The following is a 23,065-nucleotide window of genomic DNA, read 5'->3' as shown; positions in this document are numbered from 1 at the left end:
TCTTGGTTCTCGTTAAATTGAAATAAAGACATGCGAACGCATGTCTTTATTCATATCTTAATGCTTCGATTGGATCTAGCTTTGCCGCTTTGTTTGCAGGAAGCATGCCGAATACAATGCCAATCGTCATGGAAAACAACACTCCTCCAAGTACTACTTGCCACGAAATTAATGACGGCCAGCCAGCAAATAACGAAACAAGAGCTGCCCCGCCCGCGCCGAGGCCAATTCCAAGCAAACCACCAATTAACGTGAGGGTAATGGATTCAATCAAAAACTGAGTTAGAATTTGTCTTTTAGATGCTCCCAACGCTTTACGAATACCAATTTCTCTTGTACGTTCCGTTACAGAAACCAGCATAATGTTCATAACGCCAATCCCGCCAACAAGCAGTGAAATGCCTGCAATCGATCCAATAATCGTTGTCATAATTCGCGTTACATTTCCAATGCTATCTGCTATTTCTTCTAAGTTCTGCACTTGGTAAGCATCTTCCGCATCATGCAAATTATTTAACAAATCCGTTGCGTCATTGCCTACTTTTTTTAGTTGATCAGAGCTTTTTGCTTGAACACTAAGGTTGGTGTAATCGAGCTTACCGAAGCTTGATTTATACGTATTATTCGGAATATAAATGGTCGGTATTTCAAATGCTAAAAAGCCCGTTGCCTTTTTTGTGACACCAATAATTTTGATAGGCTGTCCTTGAACCCATACTACTTGCCCAAGAGCTTCTTTCTTATCAAATAGCTCTTTTTTCATATCGCTTGTGATAACACCTACTCGATTACCTGATAAAAAGTCAGAGCTGTCTAACATTCTTCCTTTTGAAACTTCCAGCTGATTAACTTCAATATATCCTTCGTTAATAGCATTAACAGTCGTATCAGATTCCTTGTCTCTATATCTTATCCCCATTCCCATTGAGCTAGAAGCCACCACATTCTTCACTCCGGGAATAGTCGAAAGAGCTTTAATATCATCCTCTGTAAAGATGGGCTCACCCGTCATTGAAAGGTCATCAGCTTGCATCTCGTCTTCAGGAGGCTGATAGTATACATCAACTGTATTGCTTGCTCCTGTTATTTCCGACTTAATCATTTGTTCTCCGCCTTGACCAATGGCTACAACGATAATAACAGCCGCTACGCCAATGATAATACCAAGCATCGTCAAAATAGAGCGCATTTTATGAGCAAGAACCGAAGAGAGAGCCATACGAATATTTTCTATCAAACTCATAAGCTATCGTTCTCCTTATCGCTATGACTTAACACTTTACCGTCACGAACGATAACTGTACGCGATGTGTATTCTGCCACTTCAGGTTCATGGGTAATGACTACCACTGTTGTGCCATCTGCATTAAGTTTAGAAAATTGTTCCATAATATCAGCACTTGTTTTTGTATCTAGAGCTCCTGTCGGTTCATCCGCTAAAATAAGCGTCGGATTATTAACAATAGAACGAGCAATAGCAACACGCTGCTTTTGCCCTCCTGATAACTCGCTCGGTAAATGTTTCATCCGCTCACTCAGCCCTACTTTTTCAAGCGCAGCTTCTGCTCTGGCTCGTCTTTCCTTACGCGTTACACCGGCGTATACCATTGGAAGCTCTACGTTTTCTACCGCTGTTAAACGCGGCAACAGCTGAAATTGCTGAAAAACAAAACCGATATGAATATTCCTTACTTTTGCAAGCTGCTCATCACTATAAGTAGAGATTTCTTGTTCATTTAATAAATAGGACCCTGAAGACGCACGGTCTAAACATCCGATAATGTTCATTAGCGTTGATTTACCTGAGCCAGAAGGTCCCATAATCGCAACAAATTCACCGTCATAAATCTTCAAATTAATATCTTTTAAAATTGGCACTTCCTCTTTGCCAAGATGATAACTTTTATGAATATTCACAAGCTCAATCATTGAACAGTCACTTCCGCACCGTCAGTTAAGTTCTTTGTAGGATTTGTAATGACTTTGTCTTTAGAAGATACGCCGCTTTTGATTTCAATAAATTTATTTGTTGTTTCTCCAATCTTTACTTCCTTACGAACCGCCTTTTTATCTTTCACTACATATACATATTTTTCTCCGTCTTCATTTACAACTGCTTTTATCGGCAAAGATGAAGCTTTTTTACTGCTTGTTTCAATTTCAAGCAGCAGCTTAAATCCCGGCTTAATCATCGTGATATCCTGGTCATCTACTTTTACTTCAATTGGATATTGATTAGCCGCATCATTGCCCGCTTCTGCTGATGCCTGCTGCTGAGGTAGATAGTCAATTTGTTTGACGCTCCCTGCCCATTCTTTATCAGGCAGCACATCTGATGTAATTTTAACAGCTTGACCGGTTTTAATTTTTAATGCATCATACTCAGACAGCACGCCAGTAGCTAAGTATTCATCGGTATTACCAATATGTATAAGCGGTTTTTGAACGTCACTTGTGTTATTAACCGCTTCTTTATCTACTTCTAGCACCGTCCCATTAATATCACTCGCTACGTCTAAATTACGTTCTTTTTTAGCAATTGATTTGGCTTCTAGTTTGTTTCGTTCTAAATCAATTTTAGCCGTTTCTAAATCGAGATTGAGCTGCGTACGCTCTGTATCGATTTGATCTCTCGCTTCTTGCTTACTCATTTCTTTTTCCAATTCTTTTTGTTTTTTATTTAAATTAGAAAGCTGTTTACTTACTGAGTCAATTTGCAGCTGACTGGATTTTTTTTCTAGCTTGTTTTGTTCTTGCTCTAAATCAAGCGCATCGCTCTCGTATGTTACAAGAGAGGTGCCCTGCTGTACACGAGAGCCTTCTGTTACGTGAAATCGTTCAACCTCGCCTTTTTCAGCATCAAAATAGACATATTGTTCATCAGCAAGCTTTAACGTACCCGGAACCATAACTGTATTTCTTAACTTTTTTTCCTTTATATTTGCTACGTGAACATTGACTGCTTTCCCACTTACACTTTGTGCACGATATACGTTAATCCCAATAACCGCAACAATAACAACTGCTACAGCTGTAATAATTATTCCTTTTTTCATTTACAACCCTGCTCCTTTAAGCGCTTCTGAAGCAGCTCCTCCAACTCCTGAAATAGCGGCTCCTAAGATGAATAAAATAATCACTGTAATAATAGAAGCAGCTTTTGATACATTTGCCACTTTTTGTAGTCCTACTGCTGTCAGAATAAGTCCCCAGATAGAAAAGATTTCAATGGAAGTAAATACTCCTCCCATAGCACCTTTAGCACCAACCATTCCATTTAACGAAGTCACATTAGCTGAAGTATGGGCTAGTGCAGCTACTCCCGTATTAATTAGCTGACCGATTGCTGTGATGAACGTAACAAACAAATTCAAACTAAACATTTGGCGGTAAGTTGTTTTTCCAGTCCCTAACTTTGCAATTAAAAACAGAATCAAACTTGTGAATGCCAGTGTAGCAACTACTGCAATAACTCCTCCAATCGCTCCGCCAATCATACTAAATGTTGAATTCACTTCAATGCCAGCTTCTTTTTGCTGTTGCAGCGCTTCTTGTCCCTGAGGGGTATAGACGGCTAGAATCGTTGTTGCAGCTGTTAAGATGAGGATAAGAAAAAGAGGTCCCCAGATGACCGGGCTGCTTTTCATTTTCTCAAACTGTACAACCGGACTCGTAATAAAACCAAAAATAGAAGGCTTTCCTTTCTCTTGGACTTCCGAAGATACATTGACTTCTGTGCTCATAATCAAACTCCTTTTATTTTGTTTCGTTATTAGCTCTTAAGACCCGTCTTTTACTATTTTTTAAAGTCTTCTAGCAAAATCGGCTCTCTCTAAGAAACTCTCAAACACCTAATATTCTAACATAATTATACAAATAAATTTACATTTTTCTTACATTTTATATTTTTTATGGTATTTTTAGAAATTAAAGAGATGTCTTAATGCTGAATTACAGTATTAATTTTATTTATATTTTCTAAATATTCTAATTATAATTTGACATCGTTCAATATAATTCGTATATTATGATTAAAGTTTATTATTCCTATGTTTTTTGTAAGTTTTATATTTAAGGAGGAGTTTCAATGTCTGCTAAGAAACCATTTCGTCCTGAAACACAAGCCATCCATTCTGGCCAACAGCTTGACCCGGCTACTTTTTCGCGTGCGGTACCTATTTATCAAACAAGCTCATTTGGTTTTAAAGATACGGAGCACGCTGCATCTTTATTTAATTTAAGTGAACAAGGCTACATCTACACTCGAATTGTAAACCCTACTACGGACGTTTTTGAACAGCGAATTGCTGAGTTAGAAGGCGGGGTAGGTGCTCTAGGAGTAGCTTCGGGTCAGTCAGCTACTACCTTTTCCATTTTGAATATCGCTTCCGCAGGAGATGAAATTGTATCAGCAAGCAGTTTATATGGGGGAACATACAACCTCTTTTCGTCTACGCTTCCTAAACTGGGCATTACCGTCAAATTTGTAAACGCCGATAATCCAGAAAATTTTAGAAGTGCAATCACTTCCAAAACAAAGGCAATTTATGCTGAATCCGTTGGAAACCCGCAGGGAAATGTGCTAGACATCGAAGCAGTTGCAGACATTGCCCATGAACATGGAATTCCTCTTATTATTGATAATACGGTTCCAAGCCCTTACCTTCTTCGTCCCATCGATTTCGGAGCAGATATTGTCGTTCATTCTGCTACTAAGTTTCTTGGAGGGCATGGAACAGCAATTGGGGGTGTTATCGTAGACAGTGGAAAATTTGATTGGGAAGCGAGCGGGAAATTTCCAGACTTAACAACTCCAGATCCAAGTTACCATGGCCTTGTATACACAGAAGCTGCCGGTGAAGCTGCTTATATTACAAAAGCGCGCGTTCAGCTTTTACGAGATATTGGAGCTGCTTTATCACCTTTTAATTCCTTTTTACTCCTTCAAGGGGTAGAAACACTCCATCTGCGATTAGAGCGTCACAGCGAAAACGCATTAAAGGTAGCGAAATTTTTAGAGCAGCATGAATTAGTAGAATGGGTAAATTATGCGGGGCTTCCTTCCCACCCTTCCTATTCTTTGGCACAAAAATACTTGCCTAAAGGGCAAGGAGCAATTTTAACCTTTGGTGTAAGGGGAGGAAAAAACGCTGCGGCTAAGTTAATTGATTCGGTTCAGTTATTTTCTCATTTAGCCAATATCGGCGACTCTAAATCACTCATTATTCACCCGGCAAGCACCACTCATCAACAGCTATCTAAAGACGAACAAAAAGCTTCGGGTGTGACGCCAGAACTCATTCGTTTATCGGTTGGAACAGAAGCAATCGACGACCTTCTTGAAGATTTAGATTATGCCTTAAAAGCCAGCCAAAAAGTGAATACAACTGTTTAAAAGCTGTGATTTTTCACAGCTTTTTTTATATCATCCAATAACTTTTTATACTTTCGCTTATGCTACAATAAACAAAACGAATGAAAAAGGAGTTACTATGAACACGTTCAATTCAATACCTGCTATCACATTTACAGACGTTCATAAAACATTTAAGGATAAAGAACATAGTGTTTTAAAAGGCATATCGGGTACAGTGATGCAAGGCTCGCTCGTCATGATGGTAGGACCATCAGGATCCGGAAAAAGCACCCTTCTTTCCATGTGCAATTTACTTTCCGCACCTGATGAAGGAAGCATTGAAGTATATGGAAAAGACATTAGCAAATGGAATATTTCTGATTTACGAAAAAAAGTGGGCATTGCTTTTCAATCAGCTCCTGTTATTGATGGAACAGTGCGTGATAATATGATGCTTGTTCAAAAACTGCATGGCAAGCAGGATATTATGCCTGAAGAACTCTGTGCCTTAACCGGTCTTTCCCCTGACTTGTTAGAGCAGGATGCAAGAGATTTATCCGGTGGTCAAAGACAAAGGTTATCATTAGCCCGCACGCTGTCGAACGGATCTGACCTTTTACTTTTAGACGAAATCACTTCCGCTTTGGATGCCACTTCTGCTCATGAAATTGAACAGCTTATTTCTCATTTACATAAAGAGCAGAATAAAACGATTATTTGGGTTACCCATAATTTAGATCAAGCGAAACGTTTAGGAGAGGAAGTCTGGCTTTTAATGAACGGAGTGATTGTAGAAAAAGCGAAGACGGAGACCTTTTTTCATGCTCCTGTAAAAGCTGAAACAAAACAATTTATTGAAGGAGCCTTTCTATGAGTTCACTTTCACTGATTTTTACAATCATTTTTGTTTTTATTGCTCTTTTTTTATCAAAATCTTTTCGGATAGGACTCGAAAAAGATATTATCATTGCCAGTATTCGAGCAGCCGTTCAGCTGTTAGTGATAGGATATGTTTTATCTTTTATTCTTGACGCGAATCACCCTGCTTTTATGATTCTCATTTTATTCGTTATGCTGACGGTCGCTTCCCAAAATGTTGTAAAGAAAAAAAAGCAGGGATTTAAAGCTTTCTTTCGTGTATTTGTCACTCTTTTTATTGTAGAAATCCTGACCCAAAGCGTTATGCTCGGACTACATATTATCCCTGCTACTCCGCGATATATCATTCCTGTCAGTGGTATGATTATTGGAAATTCGATGATTTTGGCCAATTTATTTTTAAATCGGTTAGATGCTGAAGTAAATAGAAGACGAGACGAAATTCAATTGATTCTGGCGCTTGGCGGCACTCCTCAACAAGCTATTCATAGTATTTTAAATGCCGCAATCAAAGCTAGCATGATTCCTACTGTAGAAAGTCAAAAAACAATTGGACTCGTTCAGCTTCCGGGTATGATGACAGGCCAGATTATTGGAGGGGCAGATCCGATACAAGCTGTCAAATTCCAGCTGCTTATCGTTTTTACTATTCTAGCGTCTGCTACGCTTTCCTGCGTCATCTTAAGCCGATTAACATACCCTACCCTTTTTAATAGCTATCAGCAGCTTATCCGTGAGCATACATAAAAAAAGAAAGGAGACTCCTTTCTTCTTTTTTTATTGAGCAGCTTTTTTTAATCTTGATCCTATGTCACTTCCAAAGGTTACTCCTAAATCGCCGAGCCATCTTCTATACGCAATACTCAGTCGGTCCGGATTCAAATGAAGCTCTGCTTGTAAGTCAAGCGGCAGCTCTTCTGGTTTTTGACTTTCCACAATACTGGTATCTTGTTCAATAATAAGCTGCTGAAAATCGCGGAAATATTGATCAGGTGCATCAAACGAATAGTTTCTAGAAACCAGCGCAAACACCGTGGACTTCCTTTCCTCTTCAGGTAAAACCGCAAACAGCATTGAAAAGATTTCACCCGTTTCGTAGTTCACTTTTTTCAACCTTGCAACGGTAGGACGAAGAATTTCAAAGGTATAATAAATAGTCGCAAAGTTACCCGTACCATCTGCATCTGCGTACACAGCAATTTCATCAGAAACGTAGCGATTATCTTTCCAATGCACCTTATAATCAGGAATTTCGGCGTAGTCAGAGTGCCCAAGGCTTCCTTCGTGAACAAAAGCCAAATGGCTTACATCTAGAAAGTTTTCTACCACACGAGGAGCTGCTGCCTGCAGAGTATGAGGGTTGGCGCAAACCGTTTTGAATCCGGAGTTAAGATGTTCATCATAAAAGGGAAGAGGAGTATCACCTGCCTCGCTGTTCATCTTCACCCATATAATCCCGTACTTTTCAACGCAGTCATACACCTGTGCTTTTGCTTTTGAAGGAATAGCTCTTCCCGGCGGCTGTTGAGGAATTTTCACACAAGCCCCGGCATCATCGTATTTCCATCCGTGATAAGGGCATACAATGCAATCATCTACCACTTTTCCAAGAGATAACGCTGCACCGCGGTGGATGCACAAATCTTTAAATGCTTTAATGGCATTAGTTGTGCGAAAAAGCACAACTCGCTCTTCTAAAATCGTTACTTGCAAGGGCTGATCTGTTAAATCATGTGAATAAGCTGCAGGCAGCCATTCCTTAGCCAATACTAAATCTTTAATCATCTGCATCGCCTCCGTACAATAAGTAAATTTATTTCTTGTTTATAAAAAAAACCGCAGAAATAGAAGGAGTGCTTCTAATTCCGCAGCTTTTTCGTTCCGTAAAACAGACTATAAGCGCGCGAAGATTCTACATGATTGCAGATAGAGCGACCTTAGCACTTCATCTACAATGACAATACGTATTCATCGCTATTTTTTTAATCTTAAAATCTAACCCTTATATATTGAATAAAGAGCGGCCAGCCGCTAAAAGCTTTTCTGTCCACTGATTTCTCTTAGTTTTACTTTATCAATTTCCCACTGAAAAATCTCTTGCTTTGTAAGCATCTCTAACATAATTTTTTCGGTTAAACGAATAAAAGCTGCGGTTTTAAAAACCGCAGCTTGCTTTATTATGAGCTCATATAACTGGCTGTATATTTTTTCGTCTGCTTTTGTATTTCTTGATTTAAATGTTTGAAAAATGAGAGGGTTTCTTCATAATCCGTCGCTTTTTCATGAAACTTCAATGTAAGATTTTCTTCAAACAACGTTTCTCCTTGATGACCGACCGCTTTCAGCTGAACATCTGTAACAATACCTTGCGAAATCGAACATAATAAATAATTAAAGCAATGAACCGGAACGATATGCATCAGATGAAAATCGTCGATAGTTCTATCACTTTTTGTTTTCTTAAATTCCACAGTGAGTTCTTCTGGATGAATAAGCACATTTATATGCTGTTTGGACAAACAAGTAGGATTCATTTTTTGTGTATACTCACAAAATTCCAGTCCAATAAATATAGAATTCTCGGAGTCAGCTTCAATGAAGATTTGCGAATTTTTTACCATTGTCCTCGTCCTCCATATTCAATCTAGTTATCCCGTCACCCGCACCCATTTGTAGAATATTTCCATTCCTTCTCTATTCTATCATTGATTTTTCTCAATGCCTATTTCGCAGGCGGAAGTTCTCTTTAAAAGAGAGGGAACTGACAGGCAGTTCTTTATGTGAGAAGAATAAACAAAAGACACCTCTTTTATTTTCTTGAGGTGTCTTTTAGTATCATCAGCCTGTGTTACGTAACCCTGCTGCAATACCATTAATCGTTAATAACGCTTCTTTTAAAAGTTCTTCATTTAACGTTCCAGCCTCATCTTCACGCAGCTTGGAAATGACCTTAACTTGTAAGAACGTTAGAGGGTCCACATACGGATTTCGTAATTTAATAGATTCTTTAATCGTAGGAAGATGATCCATTAATTCTTTTTGACCTGTGATTTGAAGAATCATTTCTTTTGTGAGATTATACTCTTTTTTAATGGCGGTAAAAATCCGCTCTGAAATAACCGGATCTTGTACCATTTCCGTGTATTCTTTTGCTGCCATTAAATCTGCTTTTGTTAAGGCCATTTGCAGATTATCGACGGTCGAGCGGAAGAATGGCCATTCTTTATACATTTGCTGAAGAAGCTGTATATCTCCGGATTTCTCTACTAAATGCTGTAAGCCTGTACCTGCAGCGTACCAGGCTGGAAGCAGCTGTCTGCTTTGCGTCCATGCAAATACCCACGGAATTGCTCGCAAGTCTTCAAAGCGATCACTTCCTTTTCGACTCATTGGACGTGACCCAATATTTAAAGCCCCCAGCTCAGGAAGAGGTGTAGCTTGTTTAAAGTACGTTAAAAAGTCTGGATCTTTGAAAACAAGCTCTTGATACTTACGTAAAGAAGCAGTTGAAATCTCGTCCATTGTTTCTTCCCATTCATGTGTACGAATATCACATTGTTCAGCTTCTTGAGAAACATTTGCTGCCGCTGTAAGAAGAGCTGAAACCGCTTGTTCAAGGCTTCGGTAAGCAATGTCATATAAAGAGTATCTAGAAGAAAGAACTTCTCCTTGCTCTGTAATTTTGACGCCGTCTCCTAGCGTCTCAACAGGCTGAGATAAAATGCTTCGGTTTAACGGCCCACCTCCTCGGCCTAGTGAGCCGCCTCGGCCATGGAAAAACTTCAGACGAACTTGATACTTCCTCGCCATATCGTGAATTTCCTGCTGCGCTTTATAGAGCTTCCAATTAGCAGTAAGCGTTCCTCCGTCTTTACTTCCATCTGAGTAGCCAAGCATAATTTCCTGCAAATCCTGCTGTTTCCTTAAGTGCTCTCGATAAAAATCTAATTGAAATAGCTGTTCCATGATTTTAGGACCTGCTGTGAGATCATCAATCGTTTCAAGCAGCGGAGCTATATTTAACTTACTTTCAATGCGGCCATCTGCATGAAGGCGATAAATACCCGCTTCTTTGGCGAGTACCATGACTTCTAATAAATCACTTGCAGACTGCGTCATACTGATTAAGTAGACTTCAATAGATCTTTCTCCAAATTCTTTATGTGCTCGATGTATCATATTAAATACTTCAATTACTTGCTGCGTTTCTTTAGAGTAATTCTCTACAAATGATATCACAGGTCTTGGGTCTTGAAGAACTTTCCCTAGCAGCTCAACTTTTTTCTCTTCCGTTAACGCTGAATAATCTTCAGCTAAAGAAACAGCATGGAAAATTTCTTTGATTGCCGCTTCATGTTCCCCGCTGTGATTACGGATATCAAGCGTTGCTAAATGAAAACCAAACAGCTCAACTTGGCGAATTAATTTACATAAGCTTTTTAACTGATAATCCTGAGGCTGGTGCTTTTGCAAGCTATCTTTGATTAGAAATAAATCATGTAGAAGTTCTTCCGACCTTTGATAGCCTGCTTCCGATTCTCCAACTAAATTTAATTTATGAAGCATAATCGTAAGCTTGCAGCGATATACTTCGTGTTTGATTCTCCATCGCTTTTTCTCAGGCAGCAGCGATATTTCTTGATTAATAGAATCAAGAAGATTATCTGAAACTGCGACTCTTTTTGTAGACTGACTTAACCTTTGTCTCAATTGAGTAAGCGACTCTTTATATTTACGAATAGCTAACTTCCTTTGTTTGACAAGCGTTTGCCACGTTACTTTAGGAGTTACGTTTGGATTTCCATCTCGGTCTCCGCCAATCCATGAACCAAATCGAAGAATATTAGGCACCTTCCAATTTTCTTCAGGGTAATTCTCCTGCAATGAATTTTCTAACTCCTGATGAAGTTGAGGAAGCACTTCAAATAACGTTTCATCAAAATAATATAATCCATTGGATACTTCATCCATCACAGTCGGCTTGCGATCTCGCAGTTCATTTGTTTGCCATAAAATTAATACTTCGCTAAACAGTCTTTCTTCAATTTCCGTACGTTCACGTTTTGTTAACGTTGGATTATCCAAGTTTTTCAGAAGCTCAGCCATTCGTTTATGAATATCAAGGACACTTCGTCTAGTGGCTTCTGTTGGATGAGCAGTGATGATGAGCTCTAGAGATAGAGTTTGAAGCAAGTTAGCAATTACGTCTGGCGCCACGCCATTATTTTTAAGCGAAACAACGGCACTTTCCAATGAGCCCGGCTGCATAATAGAATCTTCTTGCTGCTGATATTCGCGTCTGCGACGAATTCGATGATTTTGCTCTGCAATATTAACTAAATGAAAATAAACTGCAAACGCCCGAATAACCTGCTCGCGCATCGGCTGTTCAAGAGTAACGATTTCATTTTTTATTTCTTTATAGATAACTTCATCTTTGTTTTCTCTAAGTGATTTTGCTACTTCGCGTATTTTTTCTACTTTGCTGAGCAGTTCTTCTCCACCTTGGTGAACCAGAACTTTCCCTAACAATTGACCGAGAAACTTTACATCACGGCGCAGGGCAGTGCTGCTGTTTTGTCTTTCTGCTGCTTCTACTGTTACCATTAGACACGACACCTTTCTTCATAAATATTGTACTTTTTAAACTTTTTAGAAAATTATATTAAATTCATATTACCATGAACGAAAATAAATTTCATATAATTTTATTTCCTCCTCTCGTTCAGGAGAGGAGATTCATCAAATATAAAAGAGAGGTTAAGACATAACTAAATGAATCCAATCTAAAGACGAACAAATGGGATACATAAGCCGAACCGCTTGTGACGCCGCAGTTGATTTCTGTGCAAGACTTTGTTTTCCGCAGGTGGTCGCTGAGCCTCCTCGTCGCTTCCGCTTTTCCCCCCGGAGTCTTCGTCTTGCCCTCCAATCAACTGCTAGAAGAAACGAAACAGATGAAACCTACGTTCACCATAACAAAAAAAACGAACCGCTAATCAAACATTTTGATTAATGGTTCGTTTTTCATTTGAGCTAAAATACTTTTGTCTCGGCCTCTCTTTTATGCTACCAAGGTTGTCCTAAATCCAATACCGAGGCTAGTTCATTGCTTTTTTTACGCACTTGTTTACGCGTGGCAGCGCGATCTGCCCCCGTTTGAAACAGGTATTTTTCTTCTTCTGTTTCTGGAATAAGCTCCGGTACTGCGCGGGGCTTTCCATCATCATCCATTGCCACAAAAGTTAAAAATGATGTAGCTGCAATTTGACGCTCCCCGGTTTTTAAATTTTCTTTAATCACTTTCACAAACACTTCCATGGATGAACGACCTGTCCATGATACGTATGACTCCAAACATACAGAATCCTGAGGCGTAATAGGGTGCAGAAAATGAATAGAGTCTGCTGAAGCTGTCACACACTCTGTACGACTGTGACGATAAGCTGAAATGGACGCAATCATATCAATATCACTCATTAACTTTCCGCCAAATAACGTATTGTGATTATTAATATCATTAGGAAAAATGCGGCTCGTTCGAACGGCCTTTGTATCTTTACAATAATTTGCTTTCATTAGTAAGAACCTCCATTGATGCCTATCATAATAAGAATAAAAGAATGAATGAACCTATACTAGCATATTTTGATAAATTTAGCTTTACAAAAAACTCGTTGATTTATTTACAGAAAACAAAAAAGAGAAGAAAAATTCTTCTCTTTTTTGTCTATCGAATATAGCTTGATCCAAACGTTTTACCTAAAGAATCACTGTATAGGTCACTTGACTTTACAGTCCATTTCCCATCTTCTTTCACCATAAAAATTCGTAGGGGACGACTTCCTTCTTTCGTTTCTAATTCATTTACAATATCTTTGAATTTAGAAGCCGCAAACTCTTCAGAGTGTTGTGTATCGTAATCTTTCGTTTCATCTGTGTATGCTCGCTTAAGCTGCGATACGTATGAATATAAGTCTGATAAATCAAGAGTAGTGTACTCCACTTCTACTACGGCTTTATTATTTGCATTCGCAATCATATTTGTTTTCACACTTGCTTTTTCTTTTAAAACATCTTTATACATGTTAAAAAAATCTTTTTTTGCTTTGTCGGTTAAACTGTTAGAAAACGCACCTTTTAATTCCTCATTAAACGCTTTTTTCTGTTCTTCTATGACAGCTGTTTTATCTGCTGTTACATATTTATCATAGTCTACGTTTTCTTTGTTTAAGTAAAGGACTTCTGTGTAAGCTTGCAGAGCTTTTTCTGGGTCTTGCAGCTTATTATAGCTTTTCGCGTACTTTTTCGTATCCAGTGTTAATGTCACTTCGTCAATTTCTTCATCATAATCAGATGATTTTGGCTGAAGCCCAATTTTGTACTTTTTATCTTTTTTGACTTCAAAGACAAACGTTAAATTTTTTTGCTTTCCAGCGCCAATCTTGTCAGATGCACTGCTTTCTAGTCCAAGCTCACGACTGTTCACTCCCGTTTTTGGAGACAGCTGTTCATCTCCTTCGTATAAATACACACCGTCATAATCCGATAAAGATATACTGTTTTTGGATACATTTTTCACTTTTAAATCAACTTTCAACAGCCCTTTTTCTTCACTTGTAGCTCCTTCATCACTATCTACTAAAATATAAGATGCGCTGTCAATGGATGCTTCAATCGCCTTATTTTTAGCCGAAGTGGATCCTCCCGTTTCCTTGGAACTGTTGCAAGCTGCTAATACTAGCATAAGTACAAAAGCCAAAGCCAAAACATTCATTTTTTTCACAGCTGCCTAATCCCCTTTATTTTGTTTTTTTAGAACTTTATCCCAAATAAAGGTTCCCTCTGTATAAATACTTAAACCTTAAAATCTATATTTTTTACAATATTTTGATAAAAAATAAGTCTAAATTCTCTACTCACCTAAATAAAAAAACACGAGCACGGGCTCGTGTTTTTTTATTTAGATTTAAAATTTTCTTGATTGATTTGTTCAGCTTCTTTCATATATCGGTTAGATTTGCCGCTTTTAATTCCCCAGTAATAAAAAGCTAATGATACGCAAGCAATCACTAGCATATCCCATCCGAAAGGCAAAATATTTTTTCCTCCGAATTTTTCGCTTCCTATGTAGGAAATAAAAATCATGCACGCTAAATAGATAAGCATCCAAGCCCCGGTTAAAAATTCTTTTTTAAAGCCCACCCATTTATTTTTCGCTTGGTAATAAAAATAAACAGGCAGGCCAATTGCCATAATAAAGATCACTTCACCTGTAAGTGGCCACCTTGCCCAGTAAAGCGTCAAGGAAGCAAAAACGAAGCCGCATGGCGCAATAACTGATGCCCCTTTTAAATAAAATGGACGGTAAAAGTGTGAAGCCGTTTTTCTTAATGTTATAAGCGCTACAGGACCCATAATATAAGAGATAAGCGTCGCTACTGAGATCACTTCTGCTAAGACACCCCATCCTCTAAATAAAAAGAGAAACAAGAAGCAAGCTGCTAAATTTAGCCACATAGCTGGGCGCGGGACATTGTAAAGTGGATGAAGAGTACCAAATATCTTTGGCAAGTATCCATTTTGCTGCATCCCGTATAACATTCTAGAAGTAGTTGCCGTATATGTAGCACCTGTGCCGGAAGGAGAAACAAATGCGTCTGCGTATAACACAATTGTTAGCCAGTTAATTCCAAGCGCAATCGCTAAATCAGCAAAAGGAGAGTTAAAATTCAAATGATTCCATCCATCAGCAATTGATGACGGACTTACTGCTCCGATAAAGACAATTTGCAATATAATGTATACAATTCCTGCAATAAAAATTGAACCAATTACAGCTATCGGAATCGATTTATTAGGTGATTTTGCTTCTCCTGCCATATTTACAGGACTTTGAAACCCATTAAATGCAAACACAATACCTGATGTTGCCACTGCCGTTAAAACACTGGCCCATCCGTAAGGTGCTACCCCATGCTCACTTGAAAAGTTTCCACTATGAAAACCAGCAAAAAATAAAGCCCCTGCCGTTAAACCAGGAATAATTAATTTAACAATCGTAATAAATGAGTTTGCTTTAGCAAAGAGATTTACCGTCCAATAGTTCACAAAAAAGTAAACGAATAATAACAAAGACGCAACTGCCAACCCCTTGGACGTTAAAATGCCATTGTCTACTAATTCATGAGTCCAGCGAGCCCATTTCCACGGCCAAGTACTCATATATTGCACAGATGCAATAGCCTCCACTGTTATCGTTGAAGCGATTGAAATCCAGTTAGCCCAAGCAGCCAAAAAACCAATAAATGATCCGTGTGAATACTGAGGATATTTGACCATCCCCCCTGCTTGTGGAAACATCGCGCCCAGTTCAGCATATGATAGAGCAATGGTCAAAATAACCACCATTCCAATAACCCATGAAAAAATAGCCGCGGGTCCCGCAATTTGAGCTGCTTTCCATGCTCCAAACAGCCATCCTGAACCGATAATCGAACCTATGCCTGTCATGGTTAAAGCAAATGTTCCCATCTTCCTTTGCATATTGCTCATCCAAATCTACTCCTCTTCCCTAGGAAAATAAAAAAAACACTTGCGAAATTTTCTCAAGTGTTTGCCCAGGCGCGCGGCTTATACGCTATATGCTCCCCCATGGTCATCCATGTTGCGCCAGTCACATATAGGAATATATTTTTTATCAGTATATAACATTCATTACTATTACTCAATACACAAAAATGTTTACATTACTTTTCTAAAAATAATAAATTATTCGTAAAATTCCGAATTAATCTTCTAAAAATCTCTTTTTAATTATAAAAAGAACTAAAATCCTAACTTTTTCTATTATTTGATTCTTTTACTCCACGAGCAGATCACCTTCTAAAAATTATATTAATATACATTATTCATTTACAAAATAAGAATTAACAGCTATATATCCATAGAATTCTTGCACTAGACCCTTTACTTATATACAATATGAAGAAAAGATACTAAAGGGAACTGCCCACCACATAGCTACGCTTGAAGTGGGAGACTTCTTTTAGGAAAACGTTAAAACCTACATATCATGCACTTCGCAACAAATGAAGTACTTCGAGCAAACTTCTCTGTTTACGCCAGCAAAAAACAGGGAAAATTACGAAAAAAAGATTGTTAGAGGGATGCTTATGAATTATGCAAATGTAAAAGTTCTTTATTTTGATGACGACGGAACCATTCCAAATCACCCTCGTCTTCCAGTTTTGTTGTATGAACACGTATTTATTAGTAAGAAAGCGAAAGTGGAGAGCATTTTTAATTCTCACGACTGGAAAAATAGCTGGGTAGGCGGCATATATGATTTTCACCATTACCACAGCAATTCTCATGAAGCACTAGGTGTAATTAGCGGATCTGCGCGTTTAAAACTAGGTGGACATATGGGGGAAAATATCGTGGTGCATGCTGGTGATGTGCTCGTACTTCCTGCAGGTACAGGGCATATGCGTCTGCAGTCAACTGCTGATTTTAAAGTGGTTGGAGCTTATCCAGAGGGCATGGAGTACAATTTACGAACAGGAAAACAAACTGATCGCCCTCACGTATTTGATGAAATTGCACAAGTACCTATTCCTACAACAGATCCTGTTTATGGCGACAAAGGACCATTGACAGAGTGGTGGAACTAGACAAGCACTTATTGTCTAGTTTTTTTATTTGCTTTGTTTTATTCTTTCCATGAATCTCTATTTGAACATACAAATTCTTTTCTTATGATGCAATAGCAATATACTTTATCTCAGCGAAATAACAAAAACTTCCCGGTCAAAACTAAATTTCTTCTTTTCCGTTCTCTTTTTTGCTTCAAGAGCAACTTCGCTTAGATTATCCCCCTTTTTTTCTTGCATAATCATTTCAAATATACTCCCATCATAAGCTCTTTTTTGTTTTTCTAAAAAAATTTCCATAGATTATAACTAAATTTTCAAAAAACTTATTGCTTTACCATGTCAGACTTGCTATCATAGTGAACATTGTTAGATAAATTTTTAGTAGGAGGAGTAAAATTGAACAGAAAATTCATAATTTTTATTTTATTCATCATTCCATTTATTGCTCAATTCGCTTTTTTACCTTTTGTAAATAACATTCATCCAATTATTTTTGGATTACCTCTTTTGCATTTATGGTTATTTTTATGGGTCTTCTTAACGCCTGTGTGTACATTTATTATTTATCGTTTACAAAAATCTTGGGGGGACATTGAATAATGCAAGGAAATTTAACCGCACTTTTAATCACATCAGCAATTGTTCTTGTCGTTATCGCAATTGGCTTTATAGCGGGACGTGACAAATCATCTAGAAGCTCAGTTGAAGAGTGGGCTGTAGGTGGAAGACGTTTTGGAAGCCTGCTCGTCTGGCTTTTAGTAGGAGCAGATTTATATACTGCTTATACATTCCTAGGTCTTACGAGTACAGCTTATCAGGGAGGAAGCATCGCATTTTTTGCCATTCCTTACTCTGTTTTAGCCTTTTTAATTTCATACTTTTTTCTTCCAAAGCTTTGGACTGTTGCTAAAAAGCACAAACTTACTACGCTTGCTGATTATGCCAGAGAACGTTTTAACAGTAAATTTCTCTCCTCTTTAATTGCCATAGTAGGTGTATTGATGCTCATTCCATATATTGATCTTCAGCTTAGCGGTATTCAAGATACTCTTCGCGTTGCAGGAACTGGCTACATTAACGTAAAAGCTGTCGTTATTCTTTCATTCTTTCTTGTGGCTCTTTATACCTTTTTCAGCGGAATTAAAGGTCCCACATATACGGCAATTATTAAAGATATTTTAGTATGGGCGATTATGTTATTTATGGTTGTTTCTCTGCCAATTATGCATTTTGGAAGCTGGGGCAACATGATCGACAATGTTGCAAAGGATGCACCTCAGCTATTAACGATCCCAACACAAGGACCTAAAGGCATTCCATGGTTTATTACAGCATCACTCGTATCTGCTTTAGCTTTATTCATGTGGGCCCACGCTGCTACAGGTGTTTTCACTGCTAAAAGTGCAGATTCGCTTCGTAAAAATGCTATTTTCTTACCGCTTTACAATATCGTTTTAATTCTAGTCATCTTCTTAGGATTTATTGCTTATCAAGTATTACCTCAAGATACGACGGACCCTAGATTAGCATTATTAACCTTAATTCAATATTCATATGGCGGCATTGGCCAAGGGTTAGCTTATGCAACGATTGCTCTTGCTTCATTAATTCCATGCTCTATCATGGCTATCGGAGCGTCTAACTTATTTGCAAATAATATATTTAGAGATTTAATTAATCCAAATGTACAGGGTAAAACATTAACAATGGTTACTCGTTCTATGGTTTTCGTTGTTATTGGACTGGCACTTTTATTTGGTTTATTATTCCCTCAAGCACTTGTTTCCCTACAGTTACTAGGGGTATCCGGTATGGTACAAATCTTCCCGGCTATCGTTATCAGCCTGTTTTGGAGAAATCAATCGAAAGAAAGTACGATTGCTGGATTAGTAGTAGGGCTGGTTGTAACGTTTACCGTTCATGCCACAGGAAATTCATTTGGTCTTTATGAAGGGTTCTGGGGATTGTTATCTAACTTACTCGTAGTTGTTATTTTAAATCCAATCTTTGCGGTAAAAACGAAAGCAGCAACTAACGGTGTGAAAGAAACATTATTTTCTAAAGACACTGTGCAATCTGAATTAAAGAAAAACGCATAAAAAAAGTTCAGCCAATTGGCTGAACTTTTTTTAGATAATATTCTTTTTTTCAGAAGAGGATGGAGTAGATTCTCTTTCCCAACATTCAATATTTTGATTGTTTTCTAGCGCATCTCTATAAAAGACTGGATTTTTCCCTTCCTTTTTCTGCTGAGTATAGTCATGCAAGGCAGAAAATGCCACTTTCGATAATAGAAAAATAGCAATCAAGTTCACGACTACCATCATCCCCATAAATAAGTCTGCCAAATTCCATACAAGCTGAAGCTGAGCGACCGATCCAAAAATAACCATCGCTAAAACACCTACACGATAAGACCAAAGCCACACCTTATTTGAATTTAAAAATTCAATATTCGTTTCTCCATAATAATAATTCCCAATTAACGTACTAAAAGCAAATAGAAATACCATAATAGCTAAAAACCCTGATGCCCAAGAGCCGATATGGGTACTAAGAGAAGCCTGCGTTAATTCAATGCCGCTTAGTCCCTGCTTATAGGCGGGGGATAAGAGAACGATAAATGCTGTGCTTGTACAAATCACGAGTGTATCCGTCAAGACACCAAATGCTTGGATAAGACCTTGTTTAACTGGATGACTCGTCACTGCAGTTGCCGCGGCGTTGGGAGCACTTCCCATTCCTGCTTCATTGGAAAACAGTCCGCGCTTTACTCCGTTGATTAACGTTGCACCAATTGATCCCCCAAGCGCCTGTTCAAACCCAAATGCATTTTTCACAATTAGAGATAGAACCGCAGGCATTTGATCAATATTTTTAAAGATAATGAACAGAGCCATTCCAATGTATAAAACGGCTAATACGACCACGATGTATTCCGATATCTTGGCGATGCGTTTGATTCCGCCAAAAATAATTATCGCAAATATAACTGTCATAATAATCCCAATCAACAAGCGGCTCGTTCCAAAAGAGTTCTCAAATGCTAGCGTAATCGTATTAGACTGCACAGCGTTAAACACCAGGCCAAATGATAGTGTAATGAGTACAGCAAATAGCCCGCCCATCCACCTTTTATTTAACCCTTTTTCCATATAATAAGCGGGCCCTCCTCGAAACCCGTTTGATCCTTTTACTTTATAAATTTGAGCGAGTGTACTTTCTACAAAACTTGATACTGAACCGATAATGGCAATAATCCACATCCAAAATACAGCACCCGGGCCACCAAGTGCAATAGCAATCGCTATCCCTGTAATATTTCCCGTTCCTACTCGAGCTGCCATGCTTATGCAAAAAGCTTGAAACGGGGAGACTCCTCCACCTTTAGCCGCTCGTCCTTCTTTCAAAACAAGTACCATTTCTTTCAACATGCGAAACTGCAAAAAACGAGAGCGAATCGTAAAATAAATACCAATTGATACAAGTAAAATAATTAATAAATTCGACCAAAAAAAATCATTGATGACGCTAATCACACTTTCAACTGCTTGTTGCATGCCTATCACCTCATTAAAAAATTTGGTAGAACAAATGCAAAACATGAAAGTTTTTTCTCTTGGTGTTTATATTATTGAAGCGAATGAAGAGTACGTAAATAGACTAAAAAATACTCAAATCCCATTCTTTTGCGATTTTTTTTAGCAGCGTAACGCCTTTTACGCTATTCCCGTACTCATCAATAGCTGGACTGTATATTCCAATACCGCATCCGTCTGGAAATGGAGACTGCTTTTTCGTATTAGGCGGCACCAATGACATGATTCCTCCCGATACACCGCTTTTAGCTGGCATACCAACAAATGCCGCAAACTTTCCTGAAGCATTATACATACCGCATGTAAGCATGAGCGCTTTTGTTAATTTAGCTACTTCTTTTGGAATTACTTGTTTGTGAAACACTGGATGATATCCGTCTAATGACAGAATTAATCCAATCAGTGCAATATCTTCAGTCGTTACTTCAATTGAGCACTGCTTTAAGTAAACCTCTAGAACCTCTTCTACTTCTCCTTGTAAGTAGTTCGTTTCTTTTAAATAGTAGGCAAGCGCACGATTTCGATGAGACGTTTGCCATTCTGATTCAAAGACCGTTTCATTAATGAGTGGTGTTTTCCCGGTAAGCATTGTTATCACATCAAACAAATAGCTTAATTTTTCTTTTGCCGTCTCCCCAGATAAAAGAGATGAAACCGTTAAAGCACCGGCGTTAATCATAGGATTGAACGGCTTTCCTGGTTTATGCATTTCCAGTCTTATAATAGAATTAAATGCATCTCCAGTTGGCTCTACATCCACTCTCTCTAGCACATAAGGAATGCCGCAGCATAAGCAAGCTGCTATAAAGCTAATAACTTTAGAGATACTTTGAAGAGTAAATACCGATTCATAATCTCCAGACTGGATAACAGTACCGTCAGCACCAATCAAACAAATACCTAATTGAGACGAGTCCATATCTTTCAGAGCTGGAATGTAATCAGCCGTTTTTCCTTCTGAAGAAAATTCTTTTATTTGCTCTACCCACTCATGTAACTGTTCTTTTGCAGTGACCTGTAAGTAAGACATTTCCTGTTCAATTTCTCTTTTCATTAAAATCACCTCATCACTTAATTAACTTTTTATTTTAAAGCGCTTTCATAAAGCGAGATTTCATTTTCGTTTTTAATGTACAATGCAACCTACGAGAGCATACAAAAACCTACAAAACTTTTTGGAATTATATTTTTATCTTTGGCACTCTTCTCCATTGTGCTGGACGCTGTCACAATGTATACTAATTCACGAACCACTTCAGGAGGTGTAATTATCTGAATTTTAAATCTTTCATTCGAAAAGATCCGTACATTTTATTGCTCATGCTCATTACTGTCCCCCTGGCGGGAGAGTTAAAATTTTATCCGTTAAATGAAACATTTCGAATTACATTTGGAGCTCCTACATTTTTCTTTTTCCTGTTGCTTTTAAAACGGAAAACCGTTTTAGCCGGGGGCTTGTTAACCGCTTTAAGTGTCGTTCTCTTTCGCATCATGCTCGATTATATCATGCTCGATCATTTTCAATTTGCGGCTTCTGCACATACGCATTACCCTACGTTTTTCTTCTACTTTACGTATGCACTTTTATTTTTTGTTTTTAAGGTAAGCCGCATGAACTATAGTGCTATTGTAATTGGATTCATTGGACTCATCATTGAAATTGCTGCTGATATAGTGGAACTAACTGCGCAGTATATAGTTTTGCACACAACAATCCATGTCGATTCATTATCTGACATGGCGGTTATTGCTTTTGCTCACAGCTTCATTGTACTTAGCTTTTTTAATATGATGACGATTTATGAATCACAGTCACGAGAACGTCAAATTCGCAAACAAAATGAGCACATGCTAATGCTCATTACAAGCCTTTATGAAGAAACCGTTCATTTAAAAAAGACCCTTCATAATACAGAAGCGATTACAAAAGCTTCGTACGATTTATACCGCGTATTAAATCAGCAGGAAAAAGATCATTCTGTGCTAAACCAAACGCTCAGTAAAAAAGCGCTTCGGATTGCCGGAGATATTCACGAAGTAAAAAAAGACAACCAGCGTATTTTTGCGGGCTTATCTAAAACAATTTCAAATGAAAGTTTCCAAAATTATATGAAAGCAGAGGAATTAATCGAGCTGATCGTACGCATCAACAAAAAATATGCCGATTCTCTTCACAAACAAATTACCTTTTTTTCTTCTGTAAACGGGGAACATTTCAGCTACCACGTTTACACCATTTTATCGATCATTAATAACTTGGTAGCCAACGCAGTGGAAGCGATTAAAGATGAAGGAAGGATTGTTTTATCGGTACATAGACAAGCTGAACATGTAGAATTTCATGTACAAGACAACGGTCCTGGAGTACCTTTAAAGTACGAAAAAGCTATCTTTGAGCCTGGTTTCACCTCAAAGTACGATCAATTTGGAAACCCCTCTACTGGCATTGGTCTTTCTTATGTAAAAGATATTGTTCAAGAACTTGAAGGTACGATTAAAGCTACACAAGAAGACAGCGGAATGACGTTTATCATTCAAATCCCCCTTCGTAATCTAATTCAGAAAGGATGAGT

General features: G+C 38.1%; 21 protein-coding genes and 1 riboswitch. Of the genes, 7 read left to right on the top strand and 14 right to left on the bottom strand.

Features of this window, described 5'->3' with window-relative positions:
• Positions 1-46: 46 nt before the first annotated feature.
• From ACFX4N_RS18100 to yknW, 4 genes are read right to left on the bottom strand one after another with little or no spacing between them, the layout of a single operon-like run.
• The gene (locus ACFX4N_RS18100; protein WP_016763129.1) at positions 47-1,243 is read right to left on the bottom strand and encodes an ABC transporter permease; all 1,197 of its coding nucleotides are present in this window, start codon (positions 1,241-1,243) and stop codon (positions 47-49) included.
• Complete coding sequence (locus ACFX4N_RS18095) at positions 1,240-1,929, bottom strand: ABC transporter ATP-binding protein (RefSeq protein ID WP_029324827.1); 690 nt, start codon at positions 1,927-1,929, stop codon at positions 1,240-1,242. Before ACFX4N_RS18095 ends, ACFX4N_RS18100 begins: the two co-directional genes overlap by 4 nt.
• On the bottom strand, positions 1,926-3,056 hold the full coding sequence (locus ACFX4N_RS18090; protein WP_057274353.1) for an efflux RND transporter periplasmic adaptor subunit: 1,131 nt from the start codon (positions 3,054-3,056) through the stop codon (positions 1,926-1,928). Before ACFX4N_RS18090 ends, ACFX4N_RS18095 begins: the two co-directional genes overlap by 4 nt.
• On the bottom strand, positions 3,057-3,743 hold the full coding sequence (gene yknW, locus ACFX4N_RS18085) for a YknW family membrane protein (RefSeq protein WP_057274352.1): 687 nt from the start codon (positions 3,741-3,743) through the stop codon (positions 3,057-3,059). It abuts the gene before it with no gap.
• A gap of 344 nt (positions 3,744-4,087) precedes the next feature.
• On the opposite strand from yknW, the gene ACFX4N_RS18080 reads away from it, so the two are divergent.
• The 3 genes from ACFX4N_RS18080 (at position 4,088) to ACFX4N_RS18070 (ending at position 6,982) form a co-directional block, all read left to right on the top strand.
• A complete protein-coding gene (locus tag ACFX4N_RS18080) occupies positions 4,088-5,395 on the top strand; it encodes a homocysteine synthase (protein ID WP_013055524.1) in 1,308 nt (435 codons plus the stop codon).
• 97 nt (positions 5,396-5,492) lie between these two features.
• Positions 5,493-6,230, top strand: coding sequence for an ABC transporter ATP-binding protein (locus tag ACFX4N_RS18075; protein WP_029324823.1), 738 nt, complete (start codon positions 5,493-5,495; stop codon positions 6,228-6,230).
• Positions 6,227-6,982, top strand: a complete 756-nt coding sequence (locus ACFX4N_RS18070) for an ABC transporter permease (RefSeq protein WP_013055522.1) — start codon at positions 6,227-6,229, stop codon at positions 6,980-6,982. The genes ACFX4N_RS18075 and ACFX4N_RS18070 overlap by 4 nt, the downstream gene beginning before the upstream one ends.
• Positions 6,983-7,012: 30 nt before the next feature.
• Here ACFX4N_RS18070 and ACFX4N_RS18065 read toward each other — a convergent pair whose 3' ends face one another.
• The 7 genes from ACFX4N_RS18065 to ACFX4N_RS18035 all read right to left on the bottom strand — a co-directional run bounded on the left by ACFX4N_RS18065 (position 7,013) and on the right by ACFX4N_RS18035 (position 15,790).
• Positions 7,013-8,020 carry an aromatic ring-hydroxylating dioxygenase subunit alpha gene (locus tag ACFX4N_RS18065; protein WP_057274351.1) on the bottom strand — a complete coding sequence of 336 codons (1,008 nt, stop codon included), beginning with the start codon at positions 8,018-8,020 and terminating at the stop codon, positions 7,013-7,015.
• Positions 8,021-8,412: 392 nt separating this feature from the next.
• Complete coding sequence (locus ACFX4N_RS18060; RefSeq protein WP_057274350.1) at positions 8,413-8,856, bottom strand: hypothetical protein; 444 nt, start codon at positions 8,854-8,856, stop codon at positions 8,413-8,415.
• 217 nt (positions 8,857-9,073) lie between these two features.
• Entirely contained in the window at positions 9,074-11,842 is a 2,769-nt protein-coding gene (gene ppc / locus ACFX4N_RS18055) for a phosphoenolpyruvate carboxylase (RefSeq protein ID WP_013055519.1), read from the bottom strand.
• A 179-nt stretch (positions 11,843-12,021) separates the two neighbouring features.
• Entirely contained in the window at positions 12,022-12,171 is a 150-nt protein-coding gene (locus tag ACFX4N_RS18050) for a hypothetical protein (RefSeq protein ID WP_377261962.1), read from the bottom strand.
• Positions 12,172-12,304: 133 nt separating this feature from the next.
• The gene (locus ACFX4N_RS18045) at positions 12,305-12,814 is read right to left on the bottom strand and encodes an acyl-CoA thioesterase (RefSeq protein ID WP_013055518.1); all 510 of its coding nucleotides are present in this window, start codon (positions 12,812-12,814) and stop codon (positions 12,305-12,307) included.
• 151 nt (positions 12,815-12,965) lie between these two features.
• Positions 12,966-14,012 (bottom strand): DUF5105 domain-containing protein, encoded by a 1,047-nt coding sequence (locus ACFX4N_RS18040; protein WP_194719151.1) that lies wholly within the window; start codon positions 14,010-14,012, stop codon positions 12,966-12,968.
• 182 nt (positions 14,013-14,194) lie between these two features.
• The gene (locus ACFX4N_RS18035) at positions 14,195-15,790 is read right to left on the bottom strand and encodes a glutamate/serine transporter AimA (protein WP_013055516.1); all 1,596 of its coding nucleotides are present in this window, start codon (positions 15,788-15,790) and stop codon (positions 14,195-14,197) included.
• A 56-nt stretch (positions 15,791-15,846) separates the two neighbouring features.
• Positions 15,847-15,925, bottom strand: a riboswitch (ZMP/ZTP riboswitch).
• Between the two features lie 485 nt (positions 15,926-16,410).
• Between ACFX4N_RS18035 and ACFX4N_RS18030 the strand changes: the two genes are divergently transcribed.
• Positions 16,411-16,911: a cupin domain-containing protein gene (locus ACFX4N_RS18030; RefSeq protein ID WP_231101671.1), complete on the top strand. Its 501-nt coding sequence runs from the start codon at positions 16,411-16,413 to the stop codon at positions 16,909-16,911.
• 105 nt (positions 16,912-17,016) lie between these two features.
• Here the strand turns inward: ACFX4N_RS18030 and ACFX4N_RS18025 are convergent, their stop codons facing one another.
• Positions 17,017-17,190, bottom strand: coding sequence for a hypothetical protein (locus tag ACFX4N_RS18025; RefSeq protein WP_170959555.1), 174 nt, complete (start codon positions 17,188-17,190; stop codon positions 17,017-17,019).
• A gap of 99 nt (positions 17,191-17,289) precedes the next feature.
• Between ACFX4N_RS18025 and ACFX4N_RS18020 the strand changes: the two genes are divergently transcribed.
• Together ACFX4N_RS18020 and ACFX4N_RS18015 are read left to right on the top strand one after the other, a co-directional pair.
• Positions 17,290-17,493 (top strand): DUF3311 domain-containing protein, encoded by a 204-nt coding sequence (locus tag ACFX4N_RS18020; protein ID WP_013055514.1) that lies wholly within the window; start codon positions 17,290-17,292, stop codon positions 17,491-17,493.
• The gene (locus ACFX4N_RS18015; RefSeq protein ID WP_013055513.1) at positions 17,493-18,992 is read left to right on the top strand and encodes a sodium:solute symporter family protein; all 1,500 of its coding nucleotides are present in this window, start codon (positions 17,493-17,495) and stop codon (positions 18,990-18,992) included. The genes ACFX4N_RS18020 and ACFX4N_RS18015 overlap by 1 nt, the downstream gene beginning before the upstream one ends.
• A gap of 30 nt (positions 18,993-19,022) precedes the next feature.
• Here ACFX4N_RS18015 and ACFX4N_RS18010 read toward each other — a convergent pair whose 3' ends face one another.
• Together ACFX4N_RS18010 and ACFX4N_RS18005 are read right to left on the bottom strand one after the other, a co-directional pair.
• Entirely contained in the window at positions 19,023-20,453 is a 1,431-nt protein-coding gene (locus ACFX4N_RS18010; RefSeq protein ID WP_057274347.1) for an alanine/glycine:cation symporter family protein, read from the bottom strand.
• A 103-nt stretch (positions 20,454-20,556) separates the two neighbouring features.
• Positions 20,557-21,546 (bottom strand): glutaminase, encoded by a 990-nt coding sequence (locus ACFX4N_RS18005; protein WP_035439364.1) that lies wholly within the window; start codon positions 21,544-21,546, stop codon positions 20,557-20,559.
• Positions 21,547-21,812: 266 nt separating this feature from the next.
• Between ACFX4N_RS18005 and ACFX4N_RS18000 the strand changes: the two genes are divergently transcribed.
• Positions 21,813-23,063: a sensor histidine kinase gene (locus ACFX4N_RS18000; RefSeq protein WP_057274346.1), complete on the top strand. Its 1,251-nt coding sequence runs from the start codon at positions 21,813-21,815 to the stop codon at positions 23,061-23,063.
• Positions 23,064-23,065 lie beyond the last annotated feature (2 nt).

Origin of the sequence: Priestia sp. YIM B13551 (assembly GCF_042787905.1) — a bacterium.
Classification (GTDB): Bacteria; Bacillota; Bacilli; order Bacillales; family Bacillaceae_H; genus Priestia.
Note: the sequence above shows the minus strand (reverse complement) of the source record. Positions and strands in the feature narration are given on the sequence as shown.